Here is a 21,306-nt window from a genome sequence, read left to right on the forward strand (position 1 = left end):
CCTGGCCCCGGTAGTGCTGCCTCAGGGATGTTTCGGGGGGTTTACCGGATGTCCCCGGGTGCCCCGGCCTTCTAACGTCACGGGAGAAGTCGAGCCCACAAGGGGAGAAACCATGGCACGCCCGCTTCTGGCACTGGCCGGCATCGTCGTGATCGGCGCGGGGGTGGCGATCGCGTTCGGCTGGGGCCTGGGGTCGTCGGTCACCAGGGAAGCCACCGTCACCCAGGAGATCCGCGGGGTGAAACTGGCCTCCGGCTCGGGCGACGTGCGCGTGCGCACCGGTACCGGGCCGGTCCGGGTGCACGAGAAGCTGAACTATCACTTCCGCTCCGAACCCGGGGACGCCTACCGCGTGGAGGGTGATCAGCTGGTCCTCGGCGACTGTGGCCACAACTGCTCCGCCGATCTGGAGGTGGTGGTCCCGGCCGGGGTGCCGGTCACGGGCGACACCGACTCGGGGTCGCTGGACATCGCCGGCGTCGGAAGTGTCGACGTCACCGGCGATTCGGGCCGCGCGAAGGTCACTGATGTCGCCGGCCCGGTGAGCCTGCGGCTCGACAGCGGCTCGGTCGACGTACGCAACGTCGGCGACCTGAAGGTGCACGGCGGTTCCGGCCAGGTGAACGCGGACGCCGTACGCGGGAGCGTCGACATCACGGCCGACAGTGGCCGCGTGGAAGTCGGGCTCGCGCAGCCGTCCGACGTGAAGGTGCAAGCCGATTCCGGCAGTGTCCAACTCAGCGTGCCTGCCGGGTCGTACCGCGTCATCGGTGACTCCGACAGTGGGCACCGTTCCGTGCTCATCCCGCAGTACACCCAGAATCCTGGCCCCGACGCGAAGACGCTCGACCTGAACACCTCGAGCGGCAGCCTCACCGTCAAGGCCGCCTGAAACTTCCCACAGGGGGGAACACCATGCGCAAGATCGAAACGCGGCTGCTCGCTGCGGTACTGGCCGGCGCCGTGGGCGCCTTCGCGGTGACAGCCGCGCTCGGGCACCAGTCCGCGCCCGCACCCACCACTCCGGTGGCGGTCGTGCAGGTCGCCGTCCCACCCGGCGACGTACGCGTGGCCGACGTGGTGATGGTCCGCAGCGAGGTCGACCACCGTGCCGCCCGTCCGGCCGCCGCGGCACGTCCGGCCTGAACCCGGCTGCCCGCGCGTGATGACCAAGGCCGCTCACGTGGTGAGCGGCCTCACCCTCGGTAGGGGGCGTAGTGGCGATGAGCCGGGAACAAGAACCCGCGGCGGCCCGTTAGGCTGTACGTAGGTTGAGTGGAGTCGGCTCAAGTCTGGTTGACGAGCCGAACCGGAGACCGGTAGAACTTGCGGCGGGCTGGCTCAATGTCGGCCCGAAGGCGCAGGTCACGAACATAGCATCAGAGCTGAAGAACACGAGAGGAAGCACCATGGCGCGAGCGGTCGGCATCGACCTCGGCACGACCAACTCGGTCGTCGCCGTCCTGGAGGGCGGCGAGCCGACGGTCATCGCCAACTCGGAAGGCTCCCGGACCACCCCCTCGATCGTCGCCTTCGCCAAGAACGGCGAAGTGCTGACCGGTCAGTCGGCGAAGAACCAGGCCGTGACGAACGTCGACCGGACCATCCGGTCGGTCAAGCGGCACGTCGGCACCGACTGGAAGACCGAGATCGACGGCAAGAACTACACGTCGCAGGAGATCAGCGCCCGCGTGCTGATGAAGCTCAAGCGCGACGCGGAGGGCTACCTCGGCGAGGAGATCACCGACGCGGTGATCACCGTGCCGGCGTACTTCGAAGACGCCCAGCGCCAGGCCACCAAGGAGGCCGGGCAGATCGCCGGGCTGAACGTGCTCCGCATCGTCAACGAGCCGACCGCGGCGGCACTCGCCTACGGCCTGGACAAGGGCGAGAAGGAGCAGACCATCCTGGTCTTCGACCTCGGTGGCGGTACGTTCGACGTGTCGCTGCTGGAGATCGGCGAAGGCGTGGTCGAGGTCCGCGCGACCTCCGGTGACAACCACCTCGGTGGTGACGACTGGGACGAGCGCATCGTCAAGTGGCTGGTCGACAAGTTCAAGGCCGCCAACGGCATCGACCTCACCAAGGACAAGATGGCGCTGCAGCGCATCCGTGAGGCCGCCGAGAAGGCGAAGATCGAGCTGTCCAGCTCCAACTCCGCCGGGATCAACCTGCCCTACATCACCGTCGACGGGGACAAGAACCCGCTGTTCCTCGACGAGACGCTGTCGCGTGCGGAGTTCCAGAAGATCACCTCGGACCTGCTCGAGCGCACCCGCAAGCCGTTCAACAACGTGATCCGCGACGCGGGCACCTCGGTCGGCGACATCGACCACGTCGTGCTCGTGGGTGGTTCCACCCGGATGCCGGCCGTGGCCGAGCTGGTCAAGGAGCTGACCGGCGGGCGCGAGCCGAACAAGGGCGTGAACCCGGACGAGGTCGTCGCGGTCGGCGCGGCGCTGCAGGCCGGCGTGCTCAAGGGCGAGGTCAAGGACGTCCTGCTGCTGGACGTGACCCCGCTGTCGCTGGGCATCGAGACCAAGGGCGGCGTGTTCACCAAGCTCATCGAGCGCAACACCACGATCCCGACCAAGCGGTCGGAGATCTTCTCCACCGCGGACGACAACCAGCCGTCGGTGCAGATCCAGGTGTTCCAGGGTGAGCGCGAGATCGCCGCGGCGAACAAGAAGCTCGGCATGTTCGAGCTGACCGGTCTCCCGCCGGCCCCGCGTGGCGTCCCGCAGATCGAGGTCACCTTCGACATCGACGCGAACGGCATCGTGCACGTCCTGGCGAAGGACCTCGGCACGAACAAGGAGCAGTCGATGACGATCACCGGTGGCTCCGCGCTGCCGAAGGACGACATCGAGCGGATGGTCAAGGACGCCGAGGCACACGCCGAGGAGGACAAGGCCCGTCGCGACGAGGCGGAGACCCGCAACCAGGCCGAGACGCTGGTCTACCAGACCGAGAAGTTCGTCAAGGACAACGAGGACAAGCTGCCCGAGGAGCTCAAGGGCAAGGTGAACTCGGCGATCGACGAGGCGAACGAGGCGCTCAAGGGCGCCGACTCGGCCAAGATCCGCGAGTCCATCGAGAAGCTGAACACCGCTTCGCAGGAGCTGGGCAGCGCGCTGTACGCGAACGCGGGCGGCGCCGAGGGTGCCCCGGGTGCCGACGCCGGTGCCGCGGGCGGATCCGAGCAGCAGGCCAAGGCCGATGACGTCGTCGACGCCGAGATCGTGGAAGAGGACGAGAAGAAGTGACCCCACGCCACTCCGAACCCGAGGGCCCCGGCCCCGAGGAACCGGTGGTCGTGCGTGACCGGCGGCGGGTCGACCCGCAGACCGGAGAGTTCCGCGAGCCGGCCGCCGAGCCCGCGGCCCCCGGTGCCGAGGCAGCCGCCGAGGAGGAGCCCGTGGTGCACGCGGGCCCCTCGCTCGGCGACTCGGTGGACGACGCGGTTTCGACCGCGTCGGACGTCGAGAAGCAGCTGGCCGAGCGCACCGCCGATCTGCAGCGGCTGCAGGCGGAGTACGCCAACTACCGCAAGCGCGTGGACCGCGACCGCGAGTCCGTGGTCCAGGGCGCGAAGGCGTCCGTGGTGGGCGACCTGCTGCCGCTGGTCGACGACCTCGAGCGCGCCGAGCAGCACGGTGACCTCACCGGTGCGTTCAAGGCGGTCGGCGACAAGCTGGTGAGCGGTCTGCAGCGGGCTGGTCTGGAAGCGTTCGGCGTCGAGGGCGAGCCCTTCGACCCGAGCGTGCACGAGGCCGTGCAGCACAACACCTCGCCGGACGTGGCGGGCCCGACGGTCACCGTGGTGATGCGCCGCGGTTACCGCTTCGGGGACCGGGTTCTGCGGGCCGCGCTGGTCGGCGTGACCGACCACGAGCCGGCCGCGGCGGGCGAGGTTCCGGCCGAGGACACCGGATCGGTCGGCGGCGAGCTGCCGCTCGACGGGTCGATCGATGAGCCCGAACAGCAGTAACCGTCGCTTCGCAGCGGAAGGAGGAGACACCCGATGAGTGCTCGGGAGTGGATCGGCAAGGACTTCTACCAAGAGCTGGGTGTCTCCTCCGACGCGACCGCGGACGAGATCAAGAAGGCCTACCGCAAGCTGGCCAAGGAGAACCACCCGGACGCCAACGCGGGCAACACCAAGGCCGAGAACAAGTTCAAGGCCGTGTCCGAGGCCTACGGCGTGCTCTCGGATCCGGCCAAGCGCAAGGAGTACGACGAGGCACGCAGCCTCTTCGGCTCCGGCGGTGCGGGCGGCTTCGGCGGTTTCGGCGGAAGCCCGGGCGGCGCCGGCGGGTTCGACATGAGCGACCTGTTCGGCCAGGCCGGTGCCCAGCAGCAGGGCGGTTTCGGCGGGCTCGGCGACATACTGGGCGGCATCTTCGGCCGCGGCCGGGCTGGTGGCGCGGCGGGTGCGGCCAACCGGCCGCAGCGCGGCGCCGACGTGGAGACCGACGTGCGGATCGACTTCATCGAGTCGGTCAAGGGCGCCACCCTGCCGCTTCGGCTGTCGAGCCCGGCCACCTGCGCCACCTGCGGTGGCAACGGCGCGAAGCCGGGCACCTCGCCGCGGGCCTGCCCGACCTGTGGCGGGTCCGGTCTGGTGAGCCGCAGCCAGGGGGCGTTCGCGTTCTCCGAACCGTGCCGCGACTGCCGTGGCCGGGGCCAGCTCATCGACGACCCGTGCCCGGAATGCGGTGGCGAGGGCATCAGCACCCGCACGCGCACGCTGACCGTGCGCATCCCGCCGGGGGTGAAGGACGACCAGCGGATCCGCCTCGGCGGCCAGGGTGAGCCCGGCCGTGGCGGCGCGCAGGCCGGGGACCTGTACGTGCGCGTGCACGTGGCCCCGCACGACCTGTTCGGGCGCAAGGACCTCGACCTGACCCTCACCGTGCCGGTGGACTTCACCGAACTGGCGCTCGGCACCACGATCACCGTGCCGACGCTGGAGGGGAAGGTCTCGCTCAAGGTGCCCGCCGGTACCGCGAGTGGCCGAGTGTTGCGGGTGCGCGGAAAGGGCATTCAGAAGCGGGACGGCGCGCAGGGCGATCTGCTGGTCACCCTGGAGGCGGCGGTCCCCGCGAAGCTCGACGACGAGGCACGCTCGGCACTGGAGAGCTACGCCGAGGCGATGAAGGGCCACGACCCGCGGCCTGGGATCACCGAGTTGCTCGAAGGCAGGTGACGGCGATGTTCGGCGGTATTCCGGGACTTCCGACCGGCGCGGACGAGGACACCCCGGTGTTCGTGATCTCCGTGGCGGCGCAGCTGTCCGGGTTGCACGCCCAGACGCTGCGCTCCTACGACCGCCAAGGCCTGGTGTCCCCGGGCCGCACGTCCGGGGGCGGCCGCCGCTACTCGATGCGGGATATCGCCCTGCTGCGCGAGGTCCAGCGCCTGTCCCAGGAAGCCGGCGTGAACCTGGCCGGCATCAAGCGCATCATCGAGCTGGAAAACCAGGTCGATGCCCTGCGCTCCCGGATGCACGAGCTCACCGAGGAACTGGCCGCCGCCTACGCCGCCGCCGAACAGGCCGCCGCCGCGGTGCACGCGTCCTACCGCAAGGACCTGGTACCGATGCGGCAGCAGACCTCGCTGGTGGTCTGGAAACCCAAGCGCCGCTGAGCTTTCGCGTCGGCGCAGCTGTCGCCGTCTCGCCTCGCCGGTCTCTGCCGGTTCCGGCCCGGCGCTCACGCTCATCGCGGTACTGCTGCGCCTGCGGTTCCCGTTCTTCTTTCCCGATCAGCTCTCCGCCGCGGTGCACGATCCGGTGCTGATGACCGTGGCTGCCGCGAGCTTCCTCGCCGGCACCGTGCTCCTGGTCTTCGGAGTGGCGCGGTCGGCATGCGCCGGCGCGCACACTGGGCTGACAGCCTCACGTGGGTGTCAGTCGACGGTGAACGGGTCGTACTGGATCTGGCCGAGTGCGCTGCCGGCGACGAGCATCCGGGACACCGTGGCGCGGATCATCGCCGGGGAGCCGGACACCAGGATGTCGTGGTCCGGCCAGGCGCCGTAGCGGGTGACCGCTTCGGCGAGGGTGCCCTGTTCGCAGCCGGGCAGGTCGTCGCCGCGTTCGACGACCGGGGTGATGGACAGCCACGGGTTCGTCGCGGCGAGGGCCCGCAGTTCCTCGAGGTCGTACAAGTCGTCACGGGTCGGGCCGCCGTAGAACAGCCGGGTCTTCGGGTTCTCGCCCCACAGCGCGAGGTGGTCGAGGATCGAGCGCAGCGGCGCCAGGCCGGTGCCGCCCGCCACCATCAGCACGCCCTTGGCCCGCTCGCGGTCCACCGCCATCCGGCCGATCGGCGGGCCCAGCCGCCAGACGTCACCGGGCTGGGTGTGGCTCACGATCGCCCGCGACACCCAGCCGCCGTCGACCGCGCGCACGTGGAACTCGATCCCGCCGTCCTCGCGGGGCGCGTTGGCCGGGGACAGGTAACGCCACAGCCGCGGCCGCTGCGGCACCTCCACACTCATGTACTGCCCGGGCGCATACGGCACGGCCTGGTCCGGGACCAGCCGCACCAGCGCGAGATCCCAGGTGAGCCTCCGGTGCTCGACCACGGTGGCCTGCCAGGACGGCGGGTTCACGTCCGCCGCGGCCGCCTCCTGCATCGCGCGCGCGACGATGGTGAACGCCTCGGCCCAGGCCCGCTCGACCTCCGGCGTCCACTCCGGGCCGAGGTGACTCTTGAGTGCCGCGAGCAGTGCCGTGCCGACCGCCTCGTAGTGCTTCGGGATGACGCCGAACTTGCGGTGGTCCCGGCCGAGCTGGCGCAGGAAGGGGACCAGGTCGTCCGGGCGGTCCACCATCTGCACGATCCGGACCAGCGCCCGCACCAGCCTGCCGCGCTGGACCTCCATGTTGATCGGGAAGAAGTCGCGGGTGGCGGGGGCGAGGGTGAACAGCATCCCGTAGAAGAACTGCGAGATCTCCGGAAGGTAGGGCTCCGACCGCGCCCAGGTGTCCCGGATCAGCCGCACCATGGCGACGACCGCGGCGGGGGTCTCGCGGGTGGCCGCCGAGCGCGGGATGGGGCTGATCGAATCGGCTGTCATGGGGGTGTCGTTCACCGGTCGGGAGAAGGGTCGGGAGCGGGTGGTCATGGGTGCCCGGCCACCGGGTCCGGCGGCTGCGGGGCACGGCGTCTCGCGGACGTCCCGCGGGAATGCACCACTCCGGCTCCTCGTTCCACACCTGGGTCCACCGCCGGGCTCGTGGCGGCTCGTCCGCAGAGTAACCGCACTCCGGCCAGTTGCCCGCAACGTTGCTCCGGTCGGGTTACCGGCTGGTTCTCCGACGTGGGGCAGCTCACGAGATAGATAGTTGCCCTACGCAACCTTCCACGCCTAAACTTGTAACGTACAAGCAGTTGGGCGAGTGGCCCGGGAGGACCGAAATGAGCTCTGCCGAGGACGTCAGGCTCGAGCTGCTGCGTGAGCTGCGGAGTTCCGCCCAGCTCCAGCATCTGTGGGTGATGCAGGCCTGGGAGGACGAGCCAGGACTGCACCCGGCCGCCGGGATGCTGCTGTCCGATCTGGCCAAGCACGGCGAGGCGCGCCCGTCCGAGGTGGCCAAGCGCCGGCTGGTGGACCTTTCGGTGATCAGCAGGCAGATCGCGCAGCTGCAGGCCGCCGGCCTGATCGACCGCAGGCCCGCACCCGAGGACGGGCGGGCGTCGCTGATCAGCGTTTCGGAGAAGGGACAGGCGGAGCTGACGCGCTGGCGGTCGCGGTACCTCGAATTCTTCGGAAAGGCGCTCGGTGGCTGGGACGAACAGCGGCTGACCGAGCTGATGAACGGGCTCGCCAGCCTCAACGCCGATCTGCGGGCGACGCTCGGTGCTCCCGACAATTGCACCGCGGGTATGGGAAAGTGAAGTAACGAGAGTGGAAAACACGGCAACCGGTGAGCCGATGACCCACCGGGAAATCATGAAGGCCTTCACCGGCCTGTTGCTCGCCCTGCTGGTGGCGTTGCTGTCGTCGACGATCGTGTCCAACGCGCTGCCGACGATTCTCGCCGACCTGCACGGTTCGCAGAGCCAGTACACCTGGGTGGTCACCGCCACCCTGCTGACCTCGACCGCGACCACGCCGATCTGGGGCAAGCTGTCCGACCTGTTCAGCAAGAAACTGCTCTACCAGCTGGCGATCGTGATCTTCACCGCCGGATCGGTGCTGGGCGGCATCTCGCAGTCGATGCCCGAACTGATCGCCTACCGCGCACTGCAGGGCATCGGTCTCGGCGGGTTGCAGGCGCTGATCCAGGTCGTGATCGCGGCCATGATCGCGCCGCGCGACCGTGGCCGCTACTCCGGTTACACCGGTGCGGTGTTCGCCGTGGCGACCGTTTCCGGGCCGTTGATCGGTGGCCTGATCGTCGACTCCCCACTCGGCTGGCGCTGGTGCTTCTGGGTGTGCGTGCCGGTCGCGGTGATCGCGCTCGTGGTGCTCGGGCGCACGTTGAAGCTGCCGGTGCTCAAGCGCAAGGTGCGCATCGACTGGCTGGGCGCCACCCTGCTGGTCGGTGGCGTGGCGCTGCTGCTGATCTGGGTTTCGCTGGCAGGACAGAGCTTCGGCTGGGCCTCGTGGTCGAGCGTGGCCTACGTCGGTGGTGCGGTGGTGTCGCTGGCGCTCGCGATGCTCGTCGAATCGCGTGCCGCGGAGCCGGTGGTGCCGCTGCGGCTGTTCCGCAACCGCACCTTCACGCTGTCCGTGCTCGGCTCGCTCGCGGTCGGTACCGCGATGTTCGGTGGTTCGGTCTTTCTCGGGCAGTACTACCAGATTTCCCGCGGCTTCTCGCCGACGCACGCGGGCCTGATGACCCTGCCGATGGTGCTCGGACTGGCGATCGCCTCGACCGGGGCGGGCCAGGTGATCTCGCGGACCGGCCGGACGAAGCCGTTCATGGTCGCCGGGGCGAGTCTGCTGGTGGCCGCGCTGTTCCTGCTGAGCACGGTGGACCACTCCACGAACCTCACGCTGATGGGCGTCTACCTGGCCATGATGGGCCTCGGGCTGGGCTTCCTGATGCAGAACCTCGTGCTGGTCGTCCAGAACACCGTGGCGATGAAGGACATGGGTTCGTCGTCGTCGGTGGTCACGTTCTTCCGGTCGCTCGGCGGTGCGGCGGGGGTGTCCGCGCTCGGCGCGGTGCTGTCCGCCCAGGTGGCCACGAACATCACGAACTCGTTGACCCGGATGGGAGTTCCGGCCGGCGGTGCGGTGCAGGGCGGGGGCGGCACGTTGGACATCGCCTCCCTGCCTCCGGCGCTGCAGCCGGTGGTGCGGGCCGCCTTCGGCGACTCGACGGGCACGGTGTTCCTGTTCGCCGCCTTCATCGCGGTGGTCACCTTCCTGGCGGTGCTGTTCATGAAGGAGGTGCCGCTGCGTCGCACGCTCGACGCCGACGCCCCCGCTGTCACCCCGGCTGCCACCACCGTCGCGGAAGAGCCGGCGCAGCTGACGACAGTGCTCCGTGGGCGGGTTCTCGACGCGAGCGGTCGCGCGGTGTCCGGTGTCGTGCTGACGCTTACCGACGTGGCAGGCCATCAGGTCGACGTGGGACGTACAGGGCGCACGGGCGAGTACGAGTTGTCGGCGACGGCTGCCGGTGAGCACGTGCTTCTGGCGACGGCTGGTTCTTCGCGGCCGGCAGTGTCGACGGTGCGCTTGGGCGGCGCGCCGGTGTGGCACGACCTGTTGCTCGACAGCCACGGTTCCGTCTCCGGACGCGTACGTACCGCGGGTCGGCACGCAGCTATCGCAGGCGCCGTGCTGACGCTGACCGACAGCGCCGGCGACGTCACCGCGTCGCACATCGCCGGCGGCGACGGTGCGTACAACTTCAGCAGTGTCGAGCCCGGTACGTACACCCTCACAGTGACGGCGTTCGGGCACACGCCGCATGCCGAGCCGCTGGCTATCGGCGTCGAAGCTCCTTCGCGGCACGACGTGGTTCTCGAAGAGGAGTTCGCCGCCAACCGCGGAACGCTGTACTGACGGCTGTGGCCCCAGAGTGAACGCGCGCGTCCACTCGGGGGCCGCTCCTGTCTCGAGTTCTACTCGGAGTGGTCCTCGGCGGCCTCGCGTTGTCTTCTTCCGGCCCTGACCCGGCGGCCGGTCGCGGAGGTAGCGTCGGTTCGTGACGCGGAGCCGGTTCGCGCTGCTCGGGGCGATGGGGATCGACAACTTCGGCTCTGGCCTGTTCCTCCCGCTCGCTTTGCTCTACGCGACCCGGGTGCTGGAAGTCCCGCTGGTCGCGGCGGGCACAGCGGTCACCGTCGGCACCACTGCGGGCCTGCTGGTGCCGCCGTTGGCCGGCCGGCTGGTGGACCGCGCCGGGCCGCGGGCAGGCGTGCTCGGCGCACAGCTGCTGCAGGCGGCCGGCGCGTCGATCTACCTGTTCGCGCACGGGATCGGCGGGGTGGTCTTCGCTTCAGTGCTACTGGGTTCGGGACAGCAGCTCTTCCACAGCTGTCTGTTCGCGCTGATCGCGGAAGTCGCCGGTGACGTGCCGAAGGACCGGCCGTTCGCCGAAGTCGGCATGGTGCGCGCGGGCGGGTTCGGACTCGGCGGGCTGACCTCGTCCGGCTTGCTGGTTTGGTTCGGCGACAGTGGTTACCGCGTCGCGCTGGCCGTCGACATCGGCACCTTCGTGGTCGCCGCGGGCCTCGTCGCGGCGCTCGTACGCCCGGCGCAGCGGGTCGTGCGGACCGCGCGCGGCCGTACGGGCGTGCTGCGCAACCGGCCGTACCTCGCGTTGATCCTGCTCAGCGGGCTCTTCGGGCTTTCGCTGGACTTCTTCCTCATCGGTACCCCGGTGTTCGTGCTCGAACGGCTGCACGCGCCGCTCTGGCTGCCGGGCGCGATCCTGTTCCTGCTCACCGTGCTCACCAGCGTCGGCGGCACGGTGGCGCTGCGGCTCACCCGGCGGCTCAGCCGGATCGACGCGATGCGTGCCGGGTCAGCGCTGTTCGCGGTGTGGTGTGTGGCCAGCCTCGGCGTGCTGTTCGTGCCGCGAAGCTGGCAGGTGCCGTACCTGCTGGTGACCACGCTCGTGTACGCCGCGGGAGACCTGGTGTTCGGCCCGCGGTCCGGTGCGCTGGCCGAAGCCGCCGCGCCGCCCGAGGCGAAGGGGCGTTACCTGGCGGCGTTCCAGTACGCGTTCACGGTGGCCCAGGTGCTCGCGCCGGCGGTGGTCTCGTTGTTCTCCGTCTCGGTGTGGTTACCCTGGGTGCTGGTCGGGGTGTGCGCTTGCCTCGCCGTGCTGGGGCTCGGCAGGCTGGGACCGAGGTTGCCGACGGGGGCCGTGACACCGATTCAGGGTTGAGCGGAACAGACTCAAGTTTACTGACGTTGTATCTGTCGAGTGGCCTTGGTCAGGCCGGTCACCTGGACTTTTCACAGACGCATGAGGTGAGGGATGGACGCTTTCAACCCGACCACGAAGACCCAGCAGGCGATCTCGTCCGCGGCGCAGGCGGCCACCATGGCCGGCAATCCGCACGTGGCGGCGGCCCATCTGCTGGGAGCCCTGCTGGCGCAGGGCGAGGGGCTGACCGCTCCGCTGCTGACCGCGGTCGGGGCCGACCCGGAAGTGGTGCACAAGGAACTCGACCCGATCAGCCACGCCCTGCCGTCCGCGACCGGGGCCACCGTCTCGAGCCCGCAGTTCGACACGAACGCGGTGAAATCGCTGACCCGGGCGCAGAAGCTCGCCACCGAACTGGGTGACGAGTACGTGTCGACCGAGCATCTGCTCGTCGGACTCGCCACCGAGGGCGGGCAGGTCGCCGACCTGCTGAAACGGCACGGCGCCACCCCGGAGGCACTGCGGGAGGCGTTCGCCAAGGTGCGTGGCTCGGCGCGGATCAGCAGCCCGGATCCGGAGAGCACGTTCAAGGCGCTGGAGAAGTACGGCGTCGACCTCACCGAGCGGGCCCGCGCAGGCGAGCTGGACCCGGTCATCGGCCGGGACACCGAGATCCGCCGGGTGGTGCAGGTGCTTTCCCGGCGTACCAAGAACAATCCGGTGCTGATCGGCGAGCCGGGCGTCGGCAAGACCGCGATCGTGGAAGGCCTCGCCCAGCGGATCATCGCCGGGGACGTACCGGAGTCGTTGCGTGGCAAGCGGGTCGTGGCGCTCGACCTCGGGTCGATGGTGGCAGGCGCGAAGTACCGCGGTGAGTTCGAGGAGCGGCTCAAGGCCGTGCTCAAGGAGATCACCGACTCCGCGGGTGAGGTCGTCACGTTCATCGACGAGCTGCACACGATCGTCGGCGCGGGCGCGTCCGGCGAGGGTGGCGCGATGGACGCGGGCAACATGATCAAGCCGATGCTGGCCCGCGGCGAGCTGCGCATGGTCGGCGCGACCACGCTCGACGAGTACCGCCAGCACATCGAGAAGGACGCCGCGCTGGAGCGGCGCTTCCAGCAAGTGCTGGTCGGCGAACCGTCGCCGGAGGACACCATCGCGATCCTGCGTGGCCTCAAGGAGCGGTACGAGGTGCACCACGGGGTGCGGATCACCGACGCCGCGCTGGTCGCCGCCAGCACGTTGTCCGACCGGTACATCACCGCGCGGTTCCTGCCGGACAAGGCGATCGACCTGGTCGACGAGGCGGCCTCCAAGTTGCGGATGGAGATCGACTCGCGGCCGGTGGAGATCGACGAGGTCGAGCGGGCCGTGCGGCGGATGGAGATCGAGGAGATGGCACTGTCCAAGGAGGACGATGCCGCCTCGCTCGAAAGGTTGACCGCGTTGCGTGGCGAGCTGGCCGAGAAGCGGGAGGAGCTGACCGGCCTGACCGCCCGCTGGCAGAACGAGAAGGGCTCCATCGAGCGCGTCCGCGAGCTGAAGGAGCAGCTGGAACAGCTGCGTGGCGAATCGGAGCGCGCCGAGCGCGACGGTGACCTCGGCAAGGCGGCGGAGCTGCGGTACGGCCGGATTCCGGCGCTGGAGAAGGAGTTCGAGGCCGCCACGGCCGCGAACGAGGTGAGCCAGCAGAACGTGATGCTCAAGGAGGAGGTCGGCGCGGACGACGTGGCCGACGTGGTCAGCGCGTGGACCGGGATCCCGGCCGGGCGGCTGCTGGAGGGCGAGACGGGCAAGCTGCTCCGGATGGAGCAGGAGCTGAACCGCCGCGTCATCGGGCAGGACCAGGCGGTGCAGGTCGTCGCGGACGCGGTGCGCCGCGCCCGGGCCGGCGTGGCCGACCCGGACCGGCCGACCGGCTCGTTCCTCTTCCTGGGCCCGACCGGGGTCGGCAAGACCGAGCTGGCCAAGGCGCTGGCGGAGTTCCTGTTCGACGACGAGCGCGCGATGCAGCGGATCGACATGAGCGAGTACTCCGAGAAGCATTCGGTGGCCCGCCTCGTCGGCGCGCCCCCGGGGTACGTCGGCTACGACCAGGGCGGTCAGCTGACCGAGGCGGTGCGGCGCCGTCCGTACACCGTGGTGCTGCTGGACGAGGTCGAGAAGGCGCACCCGGACGTGTTCGACGTGCTGCTGCAGGTGCTCGACGACGGCAGGCTGACCGACGGGCAGGGCCGGACGGTGGACTTCCGCAACACCATCCTCATCCTGACCTCGAACCTCGGTTCGCAGGCGATCGCCGACCCGGCGCTGGACGAGACGCAGCGCCGCGACGCGGTGCTGGAGGTCGTGCAGCGGCAGTTCAAACCGGAGTTCCTCAACCGGCTGGACGACATCGTGGTGTTCCACGCGCTCGGCACCGAGCAACTGACGTCCATTGTGGACATCCAGGTGGCCCGGCTGGCGCAGCGGCTCGCCCAGCGGCGGCTGCACCTGGACGTCACCGACGGTGCCCGGGAATGGCTGGCGCTCAACGGTTTCGACCCGATCTACGGCGCCCGCCCGCTGCGCCGCCTGGTGCAGTCGGCGATCGGCGACCGGCTGGCGAAGCACCTGCTGTCGGGCGAAGTCCGCGACGGCGACACCGTCCGGGTGGACATCCCGGAACTGGACGCCGGCGACGCACTGACGGTCGAACGCGCCTGACCGGTGAACGGCCCTCCGTACGGGAATTTCCGCACGGAGGGCTGTTCACGGTGGTGTCGCCGGCGCGGAACACCTGGCTCCCTTACGGTTAATCCTCCGGATGCCACAAGGAAAACCACCGTCCTCCGGCTAGCGTGATCACATGGCCCACGAGTCCACGGCGCGGCGCGCGAGCTTCCCGGCAGGCGTCGCCTCGAACTGGGGTCTGGGCCTGCGCCGGATCTCCGAGATCGACGCGGCGATCTACCTGGCCAGCTGCGGTACTCCGGGTCCGGAGCGGGACCGGTTGCTGGAGATCATCGAGCCGACCAACGACCTGTACTGGGTGCGGCCGGATAACGGGCTGCGGTCTCTCGTTCTCCAGGAGAATTTGGCGTCGGCGATCGTTCACTACGAGCCGTTGGTCGTACCAGGGCTCGTGCAAGTGGAAGGCTATGCACGTGCGCTCTACGAGGATGCCGGCCATCGCCCCGATCGGGTCGATCGACTGACGGACCGGCGGATGAAGCGGCAGGATCTGCTCCAGCGCTTGGAGCCGCCGCGCTGCACTTTCCTGATCCGCGAGGCCGTACTGGACACCGTTGTCGAATCACCACGCATCATGCACGAACAACTGCAGTACCTGCTTCTGTCCGCCAATCTGCCACACTGTGCTGTCCGAGTTGTCCCGCATCCGGCTGCGCCACGTGGATCAAGAGCAGCTACGGCGGCGAGAACCACAGTTGCCGGTGCTCGCGTCGTCCGTGGCGCACCGAGGATTAGCCGATTTGTCGACCTGTCGAGGACGATTGCCCCCGAAAAGGGGCGCGCCGACACGGTGCGGGCGGACGGGTGCGCGGGCCGGGCAGCGATACCCTGACCGGCGTGGGTATTTCGGCGTGGATCTGGTTCGTCGTCGCCGCCGTCGCGCTGGTGGCGGGCCTCGGCCTGCTGTTCGCGGACCGGGCCAAGGAGGGCTCGCGCAACCGCGAGCGGATGCGCTGGGCCCAGCTGCGCGGATGGCAGTTCGTGGAAGAGGACGAGCGGCTGCCGCGGCAGTGGTCCAGTGGCGCGATCGGCTACTTCGGCGCGGACGCCGCGGTCAACGTGGTGGCCGGCTCGACCTTCACCTCCGACGGCCGCCGTCCGGTGTTCATCTTCGACATCGAGTCACAGGGCCAGATCCCGGCCGTCGTCGTGGCCGTGCGCTGCAACAAGACGCATCGGGTGCCGGTGGAGATGTGGCTGTCCAGTGTGCCGTTCCAGCGCGAGGACATGCCCGAGATGCTCGGCCCGATCGGCCAGCGCTACGCCTTCGCCGACGACGCCGAGGGTGCCCGACAGGTGATCACCCAGGACCTGGTCGATGCCGCCGACCAGCTCGGCGGCGACGTGGGCGTGGCCTGGCTGGAGAACGAGTGGGTGCTCGCGAGCGTGGTCCCCGGCGCCGGCCCGTCCCGGCTCGAGCGCCTGCTGCGTGACCTGGGCGAGATCGCCGACATCGTCGACCCGTTCGACGAGGACTACGACACCGGCCGCACCTGGACCCCCGCGGGCGGCACCCCCGCCCCGGCCACGTCCGCTGCGGCTGCCGGTACCCCGGCCTCGGCTTCTGGTAGCCCGGCCGCCGGTGTACCCGCCACGGACCCGCGGACCCAGGCCCTCGACCCGCGCAGCCAGCCTCCGGGCTCGGCCCCCCGGCCCTCCGGCCCGGCCCGCTCCGAGGGCGACCGGCGGCTGCACGAGGGCTCGTCGCCCCAGTCGGGTCCCCGACCCGGCGACCGGCGGGTCCACGAGGGCACGCCGCCCCAGTCAGGCCCGGCCACCCACGCCGAGGCCGACCGCCGCCCCCCTGCCGACGCGGGCCGCCGTACCCAGGCCTTCGACACCTCCGCCGCCCGGGAATTCGGCTCCGCCCCGATCACCCAGGCCACGTCGCCGTCGGACACGCACGCGACCGCTCCGGTGGAAGCCCAGTCCCCGGCCGACACCCGAGCGACCGAGCGGCAGCCGTCCCCGCCGGAGCCCCGCACGCCCTCGAACGGCCCGAGCACCCACGGTTCGATCCCGGCCCAGTCCCCGGAGAAGAACGAGGAACCCTGACCGGCCGTCGTCTTCGGGCCGGTGGGCCTGGCGGAGGGTAGACCGTCCGGCGGACGGTTGGCGCCGCCCGCCGCCGGCGGGGAACGCGGAAGCCTGACCGGCTGTCGGCTCAGGCCGGGGTGACTGCCACTGGGGGCACCGTCCAGCCGTCGGCTGGTACCGCCCAGCGGTTGGTCGGCAGATGATGGCCCAGTGCTTGAACCGTGGGGTGTGGGGACTGGGCCGGCACCGGGGCTAGCTCGGCGGTGGTGTCGAGGTGCGTGGTGTCCGGGTGCGGGGCGAGGGTGGTCAGCTCGTCGAGGCTGAGCTGACCGTGGAACGCCTGGAGTGGCTCCGGGGGAAGCCGCACGGCCGCGACGGGGCCGAGCGCAGGTGTGCCGTCGGGGTCGGCGTGCGGATGGCCCACGTCCAGCGTGCCGGTGAACTGGCCGGGTGCGTGGCCGTCCGGTTTCGCCGACGTCGGGGCTGGCTCGCGGGCGTCCACCACGGAGGAGGTCAGGTGCGCGTCGAGGTCACCGGCGAACCGGCCGATGAGGTCGGCCCCGGCCGACAGTTCTTGAGGCGCGTCGTGGGTGGGAACGTCGTCAGGAACGCTGCCCTCGAGCGAGGGCAGGTCCACGCCGGGCTGGGCTGACGCGGCGCCCGGCTCGGCGAGCAGCAGCGCCGACGGTGCCGCGCCGGCAGCCATCGGGATCACCGACGGTGCCGGGCCGGCGGCTACCGGGGCCATCGACGGTGCCGGGCCGGCGGCTACCGGGGCCATCGACGGTGCCGGGCCGGCGGCCACCGGGGCCATCGACGGTGCCGGGCCGGCGGCCACCGGGGCCATCGACGGTGCCGCGTCGGCGGCTACCGGGGCCATCGACGGTGCCGCGTCGGCGGCTACCGGGGCCATCGACGGTGCCGCGTCGGCGGCTACCGAGCCCACCGAGCCCACCGGGACCACCGCCGGTGCCGCACCGACTGCCACCCGGGCCGGTTCGCCGGGCGGCCGCTTGGTGTGCTTGCCCATGGGCCGGACCCTACGTCGTGAGCTGCGCGGACGCACGGGTCCAGGCACTAGGTTCACTCTCATGACCACCACCGCCGTGATCACCGGGGCCACTGCCGGGATCGGTGCCCAGTTCGCCCGCCGGCTCGCCGCCGAAAAGTACGGCCTCGTGCTCGTCGCCCGTGATGAGCAGCGGCTGGCCGCCTTCGCCGACGAGCTGCGGGCGCAGTACCACGTCGAGGTCGAAGTGCTGCCCGCCGATCTGTCCGAAGTGGACGGCCGGGGCCGGGTTGCCGGGCTGCTCGCCGACCGGCCGGTCGGCCTGCTCGTGAACAACGCCGGGTTCGGCCTCGGCGGCCGGTTCTGGGAGGTTCCACCGGACGCGCTGCAACGCCAGCTCGACGTGAACGTCACCGCCGTCCTGCAGCTCACCCGCGCGGTCCTGCCGAGCATGATCGAACGCGGCCGCGGCGACGTGATCAACGTGTCCAGCGTGGCCGGCTTCTTCTCCGGCCGCGGCTCGACCTACACCGCGAGCAAGAACTGGGTCACGTCGTTCACCGAGGGCATCGCGACGTCGCTGCCGTCCGGGGTGCGGATGATGGCCCTGTGCCCCGGGTTCACGGTCACCGAGTTCCACGAGCGCGCCGGCCTGCCCAAGGAGGGGCCGAAGGCGTTGTGGCTGGGTGTGGAGCAGGTGGTCGACGAGGCACTGGCCGACCTTCGCCGCGGCAAGGTGATCTCGGTGCCGAGCCTGCCGTACAAGGCGTTGGTCGCGGTCGGCGGACTGCTGCCGCGTGGGCTCCTGCGCCGGCTTTCCGGCGCGGTCGGCAACCGCGGCCGGACCTGAGGTAGGGCTGTCCCCACCCGGACCCGGCGAGCTGGCACCAGGGTGCGCACCGCCGTCGATGCCTAGCGTTGTGCCCCATGGAGAACGAGGCGGTGCGGCTGCTGGCCGTGCGGAAGCACTACGGGCAGGTGGCTGCGCTCGACGGAGTCGACCTGTCGTTCCCGCGCGGAGGTTTCACTGCGGTGATGGGTCCGTCCGGTTCGGGCAAGAGCACCTTCCTGCACTGCGCCGCGGGCCTCGACCGGCCGACGAGCGGTTCGGTGCACCTGGACGGCCAGGATCTCGCGGAACTCTCGGAAACGCGGCTGACGAAGCTGCGCCGGGACCGGATCGGCTTCGTGTTCCAGGCGTTCAATCTGCTGCCGGCGCTCACCGTCGCGCAGAACGTGGAGCTTCCGTTGCGGCTCGCCGGCCGCCGGGTCAACAGCAAGCACGTCACGCGGATGCTCGCGCACGTCGGCCTGGCCGAACGCCGTCGGCGTCTGCCGGGTGAGCTGTCCGGCGGTCAGCAGCAACGCGTGGCCATCGCACGCGCGCTCGTGACGCGTCCCGCGGTGCTCTTCGCCGACGAACCCACCGGCGCGCTCGACACGCGTACCGCGGCCGAAATCCTGGCGCTGTTGCGCGAATCCGTCCGAAGCGGACTTACGGTGGTGATGGTGACGCACGATCCCGTCGCCGCCGCACACGCTGACCGCGTGGTCTTCCTCGCCGACGGCCGCGTCGCCGGTGAGCTGACGGGTCCGACGCCTGGAGTTGTCGCAGAGCGCATGACGCACTTGGGCGCGTGGGCCGGTACCGCTGCGGTAGGTGCGTAATGCTCCGGCTCGCGCTGCGTACGCTTCGGCTGCGCAAAGGTGGTTTCCTCGCGACCTTCGTGGCCGCTTTCCTCGGTGCTGTCATCGTGTCTGCGTGCGGCGGTCTCATGGAGACCGGCATTCGCGCCGACGCCCCTCCTCAGCGGCTCGCGGCCGCACCGATCGTCGTTTCGGGGCAACAGGAATTCGAGCTGTCCAAGCGTGGTCCTTCCGAAGATGACGACGACACCGAAACGGCCGCGCTACCCGAACGCGTGCACTTGGATCCCGCGCTCGCTGAAAAGATCCGCGCGACACCTGGTGTGTCCACTGTGGTCAGCGACGTGACTGTGCCGGTCGTGATGGACGGCGGGCGAGTCGCCGGTCACGCTTGGGACTCCGCCGTGCTCGCGCCGTACACGCTCACCGCGGGGCACGCTCCGCGTGACGGTGAGGTCGTAGTGGCCGCAGTGGGTGCGAAGCCGGGTGACACGGTCCAGCTCGCTGCGCGCGGCACCACCGGTAGCTACCGTGTCGCCGGCGTGGCCGCCGCGCGCACCACTGCCGAGCCCACCGTCTTCTTCACCGCTGCGGAAGCGGCGCGCTTAGCCGGTCACGAGGTCGACGCTTTCGGCGTCTTCACGACCGCTGACCCCAATACTGTCGCCGCGCAGTTGAACCTCGGTGACGGTGTCGTCGCCCGCACCGGCGACGACCGCGGTTACGCGGAGTTTCCACAGGCTTCCAACGAGGGCACCAACCTCGTGGTCCTCTCGGCAGTCTCCGGCGGCCTGTCCGTGCTCGTCGCGCTGTTCGTCATCGCGACCACGCTCGGGTTGGCGACGCAACAACGCCGGCGTGAGCTCGCGCTGTTGCGCGCCATCGGTACGACACCGCGACAGCTGCGACGGATGGTGCTCGGCGAGGCGGTGGTGATCGGCCTGCTCGCGATCGGCGCGGCCGCGGCCCTCGGACCACTGCTCGGCAAGTGGCTCTTCGGACGGCTGACCGAAGCCGATGTGGTGCCTGACGTCGTCCGGTTCCACCAGGGCTGGCTGCCGATGACCGTCGCGGCCGGCGCGGCGCTGCTCGCGGTGGTAATCGCGGCGTCCGTCGCAGCGCGGCGGGTGAGCCGCATCCGCCCGACCGAGGCGCTGGCCGAGGCGACGGTGGAACGGCGGTGGCTGACGCCGTTGCGTCTGGTGGTCGCAGCGCTGTGCTTCGGCGGTGGTGCGGCGCTCAGCATCGTCACGGTCGCCGTCATGACCGGCCCGGTCGCAGCCAGCACAGCGGGGCCCGCGGTGATGCTGTGGGCGATCGGGGTCGCGGCGATCGGCCCGGGCGTCACGAAGCTGGTGGCGGTCCTGCTGCACGGCCCGGTGCGACTGGTCAGCGGAGTGACCGGCTGGCTCGCGCTCGCCAACACCCGCACCGCTGCCACCCGGGTGTCCGGTGCCGTCACTCCGATCATGCTCGCGGTGGGCATCGCGACCGCCAACATCTACCTGCAGACGACCCAGCAGGCGGTCTCGCAGCAGGCGTTCACCGAGGACCTGCGTGCCGACGCCGTGGTCGCCGCCCCGGCCGGCGTCAGTCCGGACCTGCTCCGGCGGGTGCGGCAGACGCCGGGCGTCGCCGCTGCTTCCGAGTATGTGACCAGCACGGTCTTCGTCACCGAGCCGTACGACGAGAGCCAGAACGACGACGGCCACCCCGCGCTCGGCCTCACCACCGGGGGCGCCGCGTCGGCGACGTCCGCGACCGTCAGCGCAGGCAGCCTCGACGCGCTCACCGGCCAGACCATCGCGCTCCCGGACACGGTCGCGTCCGAGTTGCACCGCGGAGTCGGCGACTCGATCACGCTCCGGCTCGGTGACGGGCAGGAAACGACCGTTCGCGTCGTCGCGCTCCTCAGTCAGCGCCCCGGCTTCGAGACGATGCTCTTCCCCACGCCGCTGCTCGCTTCGCACACCACCGCCGGTCTCGCGTCGCAGGTGCTGGTGCGTGCCGAACCCGGCGTCGACCAGGCCCGGCTCACGGCGAGCCTCACCGCGGCCACCGCCGGACAGCCGGTGTCGGTCGGCGACCGCGCGAGCCTGCTGGCCGGCCATGCCTCGGAAGACGAAGTCGGCGCGTGGGTCAACTACCTGATGATCGCCATGATCATCGGCTACACCGTGATCTCCGTGGTGAACACGCTCGTGATGGCGACCGCTCGCCGTCGCCGCGAGTTCGGACTGCAACGCCTCGGCGGCTTCACCCGAACGCAGGTGCTGCGCATGGCAGGCGTCGAGGGCGGCTTGGTCGCGGCCATCGGCGTGGTGCTCGGAACGGTGGTTTCGGCGGGTTCGATCGTGCCGTTCTGCTTGGTGGCCACGGGCTCACCACTGCCGATCGGCCCGATCGGGGTGTACGCCGCGGTGGTCGCCATCGCCGGTGTGCTCGCGTTGTTCGCTTCGCTGGTGCCTGCCTGGGCGGCCACCCGTGCGCGGCCGGTGACCGCCGTCTCCCTCGGCGAGTGACGCGCTCGCGC

The 21,306-nt window shown here is 70.5% G+C and carries 16 protein-coding genes and 1 pseudogene; 15 read left to right on the plus strand and 2 right to left on the minus strand.

What is annotated here, in order from left to right:
• Window positions 1-112 precede the first annotated feature (112 nt).
• From BJY18_RS24220 to BJY18_RS24245, 6 genes are all read left to right on the plus strand, one after another.
• A complete protein-coding gene (locus tag BJY18_RS24220; RefSeq protein ID WP_184782161.1) occupies window positions 113-892 on the plus strand; it encodes a DUF4097 family beta strand repeat-containing protein in 780 nt (259 codons plus the stop codon).
• Between the two features lie 23 nt (window positions 893-915).
• Entirely contained in the window at window positions 916-1,146 is a 231-nt protein-coding gene (locus BJY18_RS24225) for a hypothetical protein (RefSeq protein WP_184782163.1), read from the plus strand.
• Window positions 1,147-1,409: 263 nt separating this feature from the next.
• Window positions 1,410-3,266, plus strand: a complete 1,857-nt coding sequence (gene dnaK / locus BJY18_RS24230; protein WP_184782164.1) for a molecular chaperone DnaK — start codon at window positions 1,410-1,412, stop codon at window positions 3,264-3,266.
• A complete protein-coding gene (gene grpE, locus BJY18_RS24235; RefSeq protein WP_184782166.1) occupies window positions 3,263-3,991 on the plus strand; it encodes a nucleotide exchange factor GrpE in 729 nt (242 codons plus the stop codon). Before dnaK ends, grpE begins: the two co-directional genes overlap by 4 nt.
• 33 nt (window positions 3,992-4,024) lie before the next feature.
• Entirely contained in the window at window positions 4,025-5,209 is a 1,185-nt protein-coding gene (gene dnaJ / locus BJY18_RS24240) for a molecular chaperone DnaJ (RefSeq protein ID WP_184782168.1), read from the plus strand.
• Between the two features lie 5 nt (window positions 5,210-5,214).
• A complete protein-coding gene (locus tag BJY18_RS24245) occupies window positions 5,215-5,649 on the plus strand; it encodes a heat shock protein transcriptional repressor HspR (protein ID WP_184782169.1) in 435 nt (144 codons plus the stop codon).
• Between the two features lie 261 nt (window positions 5,650-5,910).
• Here the strand turns inward: BJY18_RS24245 and BJY18_RS24250 are convergent, their stop codons facing one another.
• On the minus strand, window positions 5,911-7,086 hold the full coding sequence (locus BJY18_RS24250; protein ID WP_184782171.1) for a globin domain-containing protein: 1,176 nt from the start codon (window positions 7,084-7,086) through the stop codon (window positions 5,911-5,913).
• A gap of 341 nt (window positions 7,087-7,427) precedes the next feature.
• Here BJY18_RS24250 and BJY18_RS24255 point away from each other — a divergent pair, with 341 nt between their 5' ends.
• The 6 genes and pseudogenes from BJY18_RS24255 to BJY18_RS24280 form a co-directional block, all read left to right on the plus strand.
• Entirely contained in the window at window positions 7,428-7,907 is a 480-nt protein-coding gene (locus BJY18_RS24255) for a MarR family winged helix-turn-helix transcriptional regulator (protein WP_184782173.1), read from the plus strand.
• Window positions 7,908-7,944: 37 nt separating this feature from the next.
• The gene (locus BJY18_RS24260; RefSeq protein WP_184782175.1) at window positions 7,945-10,032 is read left to right on the plus strand and encodes an MFS transporter; all 2,088 of its coding nucleotides are present in this window, start codon (window positions 7,945-7,947) and stop codon (window positions 10,030-10,032) included.
• A gap of 142 nt (window positions 10,033-10,174) precedes the next feature.
• Entirely contained in the window at window positions 10,175-11,362 is a 1,188-nt protein-coding gene (locus BJY18_RS24265) for an MFS transporter (RefSeq protein WP_184782176.1), read from the plus strand.
• A 93-nt stretch (window positions 11,363-11,455) separates the two neighbouring features.
• Window positions 11,456-14,053, plus strand: a complete 2,598-nt coding sequence (clpB, locus tag BJY18_RS24270) for an ATP-dependent chaperone ClpB (protein WP_184782178.1) — start codon at window positions 11,456-11,458, stop codon at window positions 14,051-14,053.
• Between the two features lie 142 nt (window positions 14,054-14,195).
• Entirely contained in the window at window positions 14,196-14,912 is a 717-nt protein-coding gene (locus tag BJY18_RS24275; RefSeq protein ID WP_184782180.1) for a DUF5753 domain-containing protein, read from the plus strand.
• A gap of 5 nt (window positions 14,913-14,917) precedes the next feature.
• Window positions 14,918-15,661 (plus strand): annotated as a pseudogene (locus BJY18_RS24280) (TtfA family protein); the annotation flags it as partial.
• Window positions 15,662-16,244: 583 nt separating this feature from the next.
• Here the strand turns inward: BJY18_RS24280 and BJY18_RS24285 are convergent.
• Complete coding sequence (locus BJY18_RS24285; RefSeq protein ID WP_184782182.1) at window positions 16,245-17,147, minus strand: hypothetical protein; 903 nt, start codon at window positions 17,145-17,147, stop codon at window positions 16,245-16,247.
• 61 nt (window positions 17,148-17,208) lie between these two features.
• On the opposite strand from BJY18_RS24285, the gene BJY18_RS24290 reads away from it, so the two are divergent.
• The 3 genes from BJY18_RS24290 (at window position 17,209) to BJY18_RS24300 (ending at window position 21,295) form a co-directional block, all read left to right on the plus strand.
• A complete protein-coding gene (locus BJY18_RS24290) occupies window positions 17,209-17,976 on the plus strand; it encodes an SDR family NAD(P)-dependent oxidoreductase (protein WP_184782183.1) in 768 nt (255 codons plus the stop codon).
• Between the two features lie 77 nt (window positions 17,977-18,053).
• Window positions 18,054-18,794 carry an ABC transporter ATP-binding protein gene (locus BJY18_RS24295; RefSeq protein ID WP_184782185.1) on the plus strand — a complete coding sequence of 247 codons (741 nt, stop codon included), beginning with the start codon at window positions 18,054-18,056 and terminating at the stop codon, window positions 18,792-18,794.
• Window positions 18,794-21,295: an ABC transporter permease gene (locus tag BJY18_RS24300; protein ID WP_184782187.1), complete on the plus strand. Its 2,502-nt coding sequence runs from the start codon at window positions 18,794-18,796 to the stop codon at window positions 21,293-21,295. The genes BJY18_RS24295 and BJY18_RS24300 overlap by 1 nt, the downstream gene beginning before the upstream one ends.
• Window positions 21,296-21,306: the final 11 nt, after the last annotated feature.

The organism is Amycolatopsis jiangsuensis (genome assembly GCF_014204865.1).
Classification (GTDB): Bacteria; Actinomycetota; Actinomycetes; order Mycobacteriales; family Pseudonocardiaceae; genus Amycolatopsis; species Amycolatopsis jiangsuensis.

Bases quoted from the DNA above. Each gene is read 5' to 3' on its own strand.
- BJY18_RS24295 (WP_184782185.1), top strand. From the start codon at position 18,054: ATGGAGAACGAGGCGGTGCGGCTGCTGGCCGTGCGGAAGCACTACGGG.
- BJY18_RS24220 (WP_184782161.1), top strand. From the start codon at position 113: ATGGCACGCCCGCTTCTGGCACTGGCCGGCATCGTCGTGATCGGCGCG.
- BJY18_RS24245 (WP_184782169.1), top strand. From the start codon at position 5,215: ATGTTCGGCGGTATTCCGGGACTTCCGACCGGCGCGGACGAGGACACC.
- BJY18_RS24225 (WP_184782163.1), top strand. From the start codon at position 916: ATGCGCAAGATCGAAACGCGGCTGCTCGCTGCGGTACTGGCCGGCGCC.
- clpB (WP_184782178.1), top strand. From the start codon at position 11,456: ATGGACGCTTTCAACCCGACCACGAAGACCCAGCAGGCGATCTCGTCC.
- BJY18_RS24255 (WP_184782173.1), top strand. From the start codon at position 7,428: ATGAGCTCTGCCGAGGACGTCAGGCTCGAGCTGCTGCGTGAGCTGCGG.
- BJY18_RS24275 (WP_184782180.1), top strand. From the start codon at position 14,196: ATGGCCCACGAGTCCACGGCGCGGCGCGCGAGCTTCCCGGCAGGCGTC.
- BJY18_RS24290 (WP_184782183.1), top strand. From the start codon at position 17,209: ATGACCACCACCGCCGTGATCACCGGGGCCACTGCCGGGATCGGTGCC.
- BJY18_RS24260 (WP_184782175.1), top strand. From the start codon at position 7,945: ATGACCCACCGGGAAATCATGAAGGCCTTCACCGGCCTGTTGCTCGCC.
- BJY18_RS24300 (WP_184782187.1), top strand. From the start codon at position 18,794: ATGCTCCGGCTCGCGCTGCGTACGCTTCGGCTGCGCAAAGGTGGTTTC.
- BJY18_RS24250 (WP_184782171.1), bottom strand. From the start codon at position 7,086: ATGACAGCCGATTCGATCAGCCCCATCCCGCGCTCGGCGGCCACCCGC.
- dnaJ (WP_184782168.1), top strand. From the start codon at position 4,025: ATGAGTGCTCGGGAGTGGATCGGCAAGGACTTCTACCAAGAGCTGGGT.
- BJY18_RS24285 (WP_184782182.1), bottom strand. From the start codon at position 17,147: ATGGGCAAGCACACCAAGCGGCCGCCCGGCGAACCGGCCCGGGTGGCA.
- dnaK (WP_184782164.1), top strand. From the start codon at position 1,410: ATGGCGCGAGCGGTCGGCATCGACCTCGGCACGACCAACTCGGTCGTC.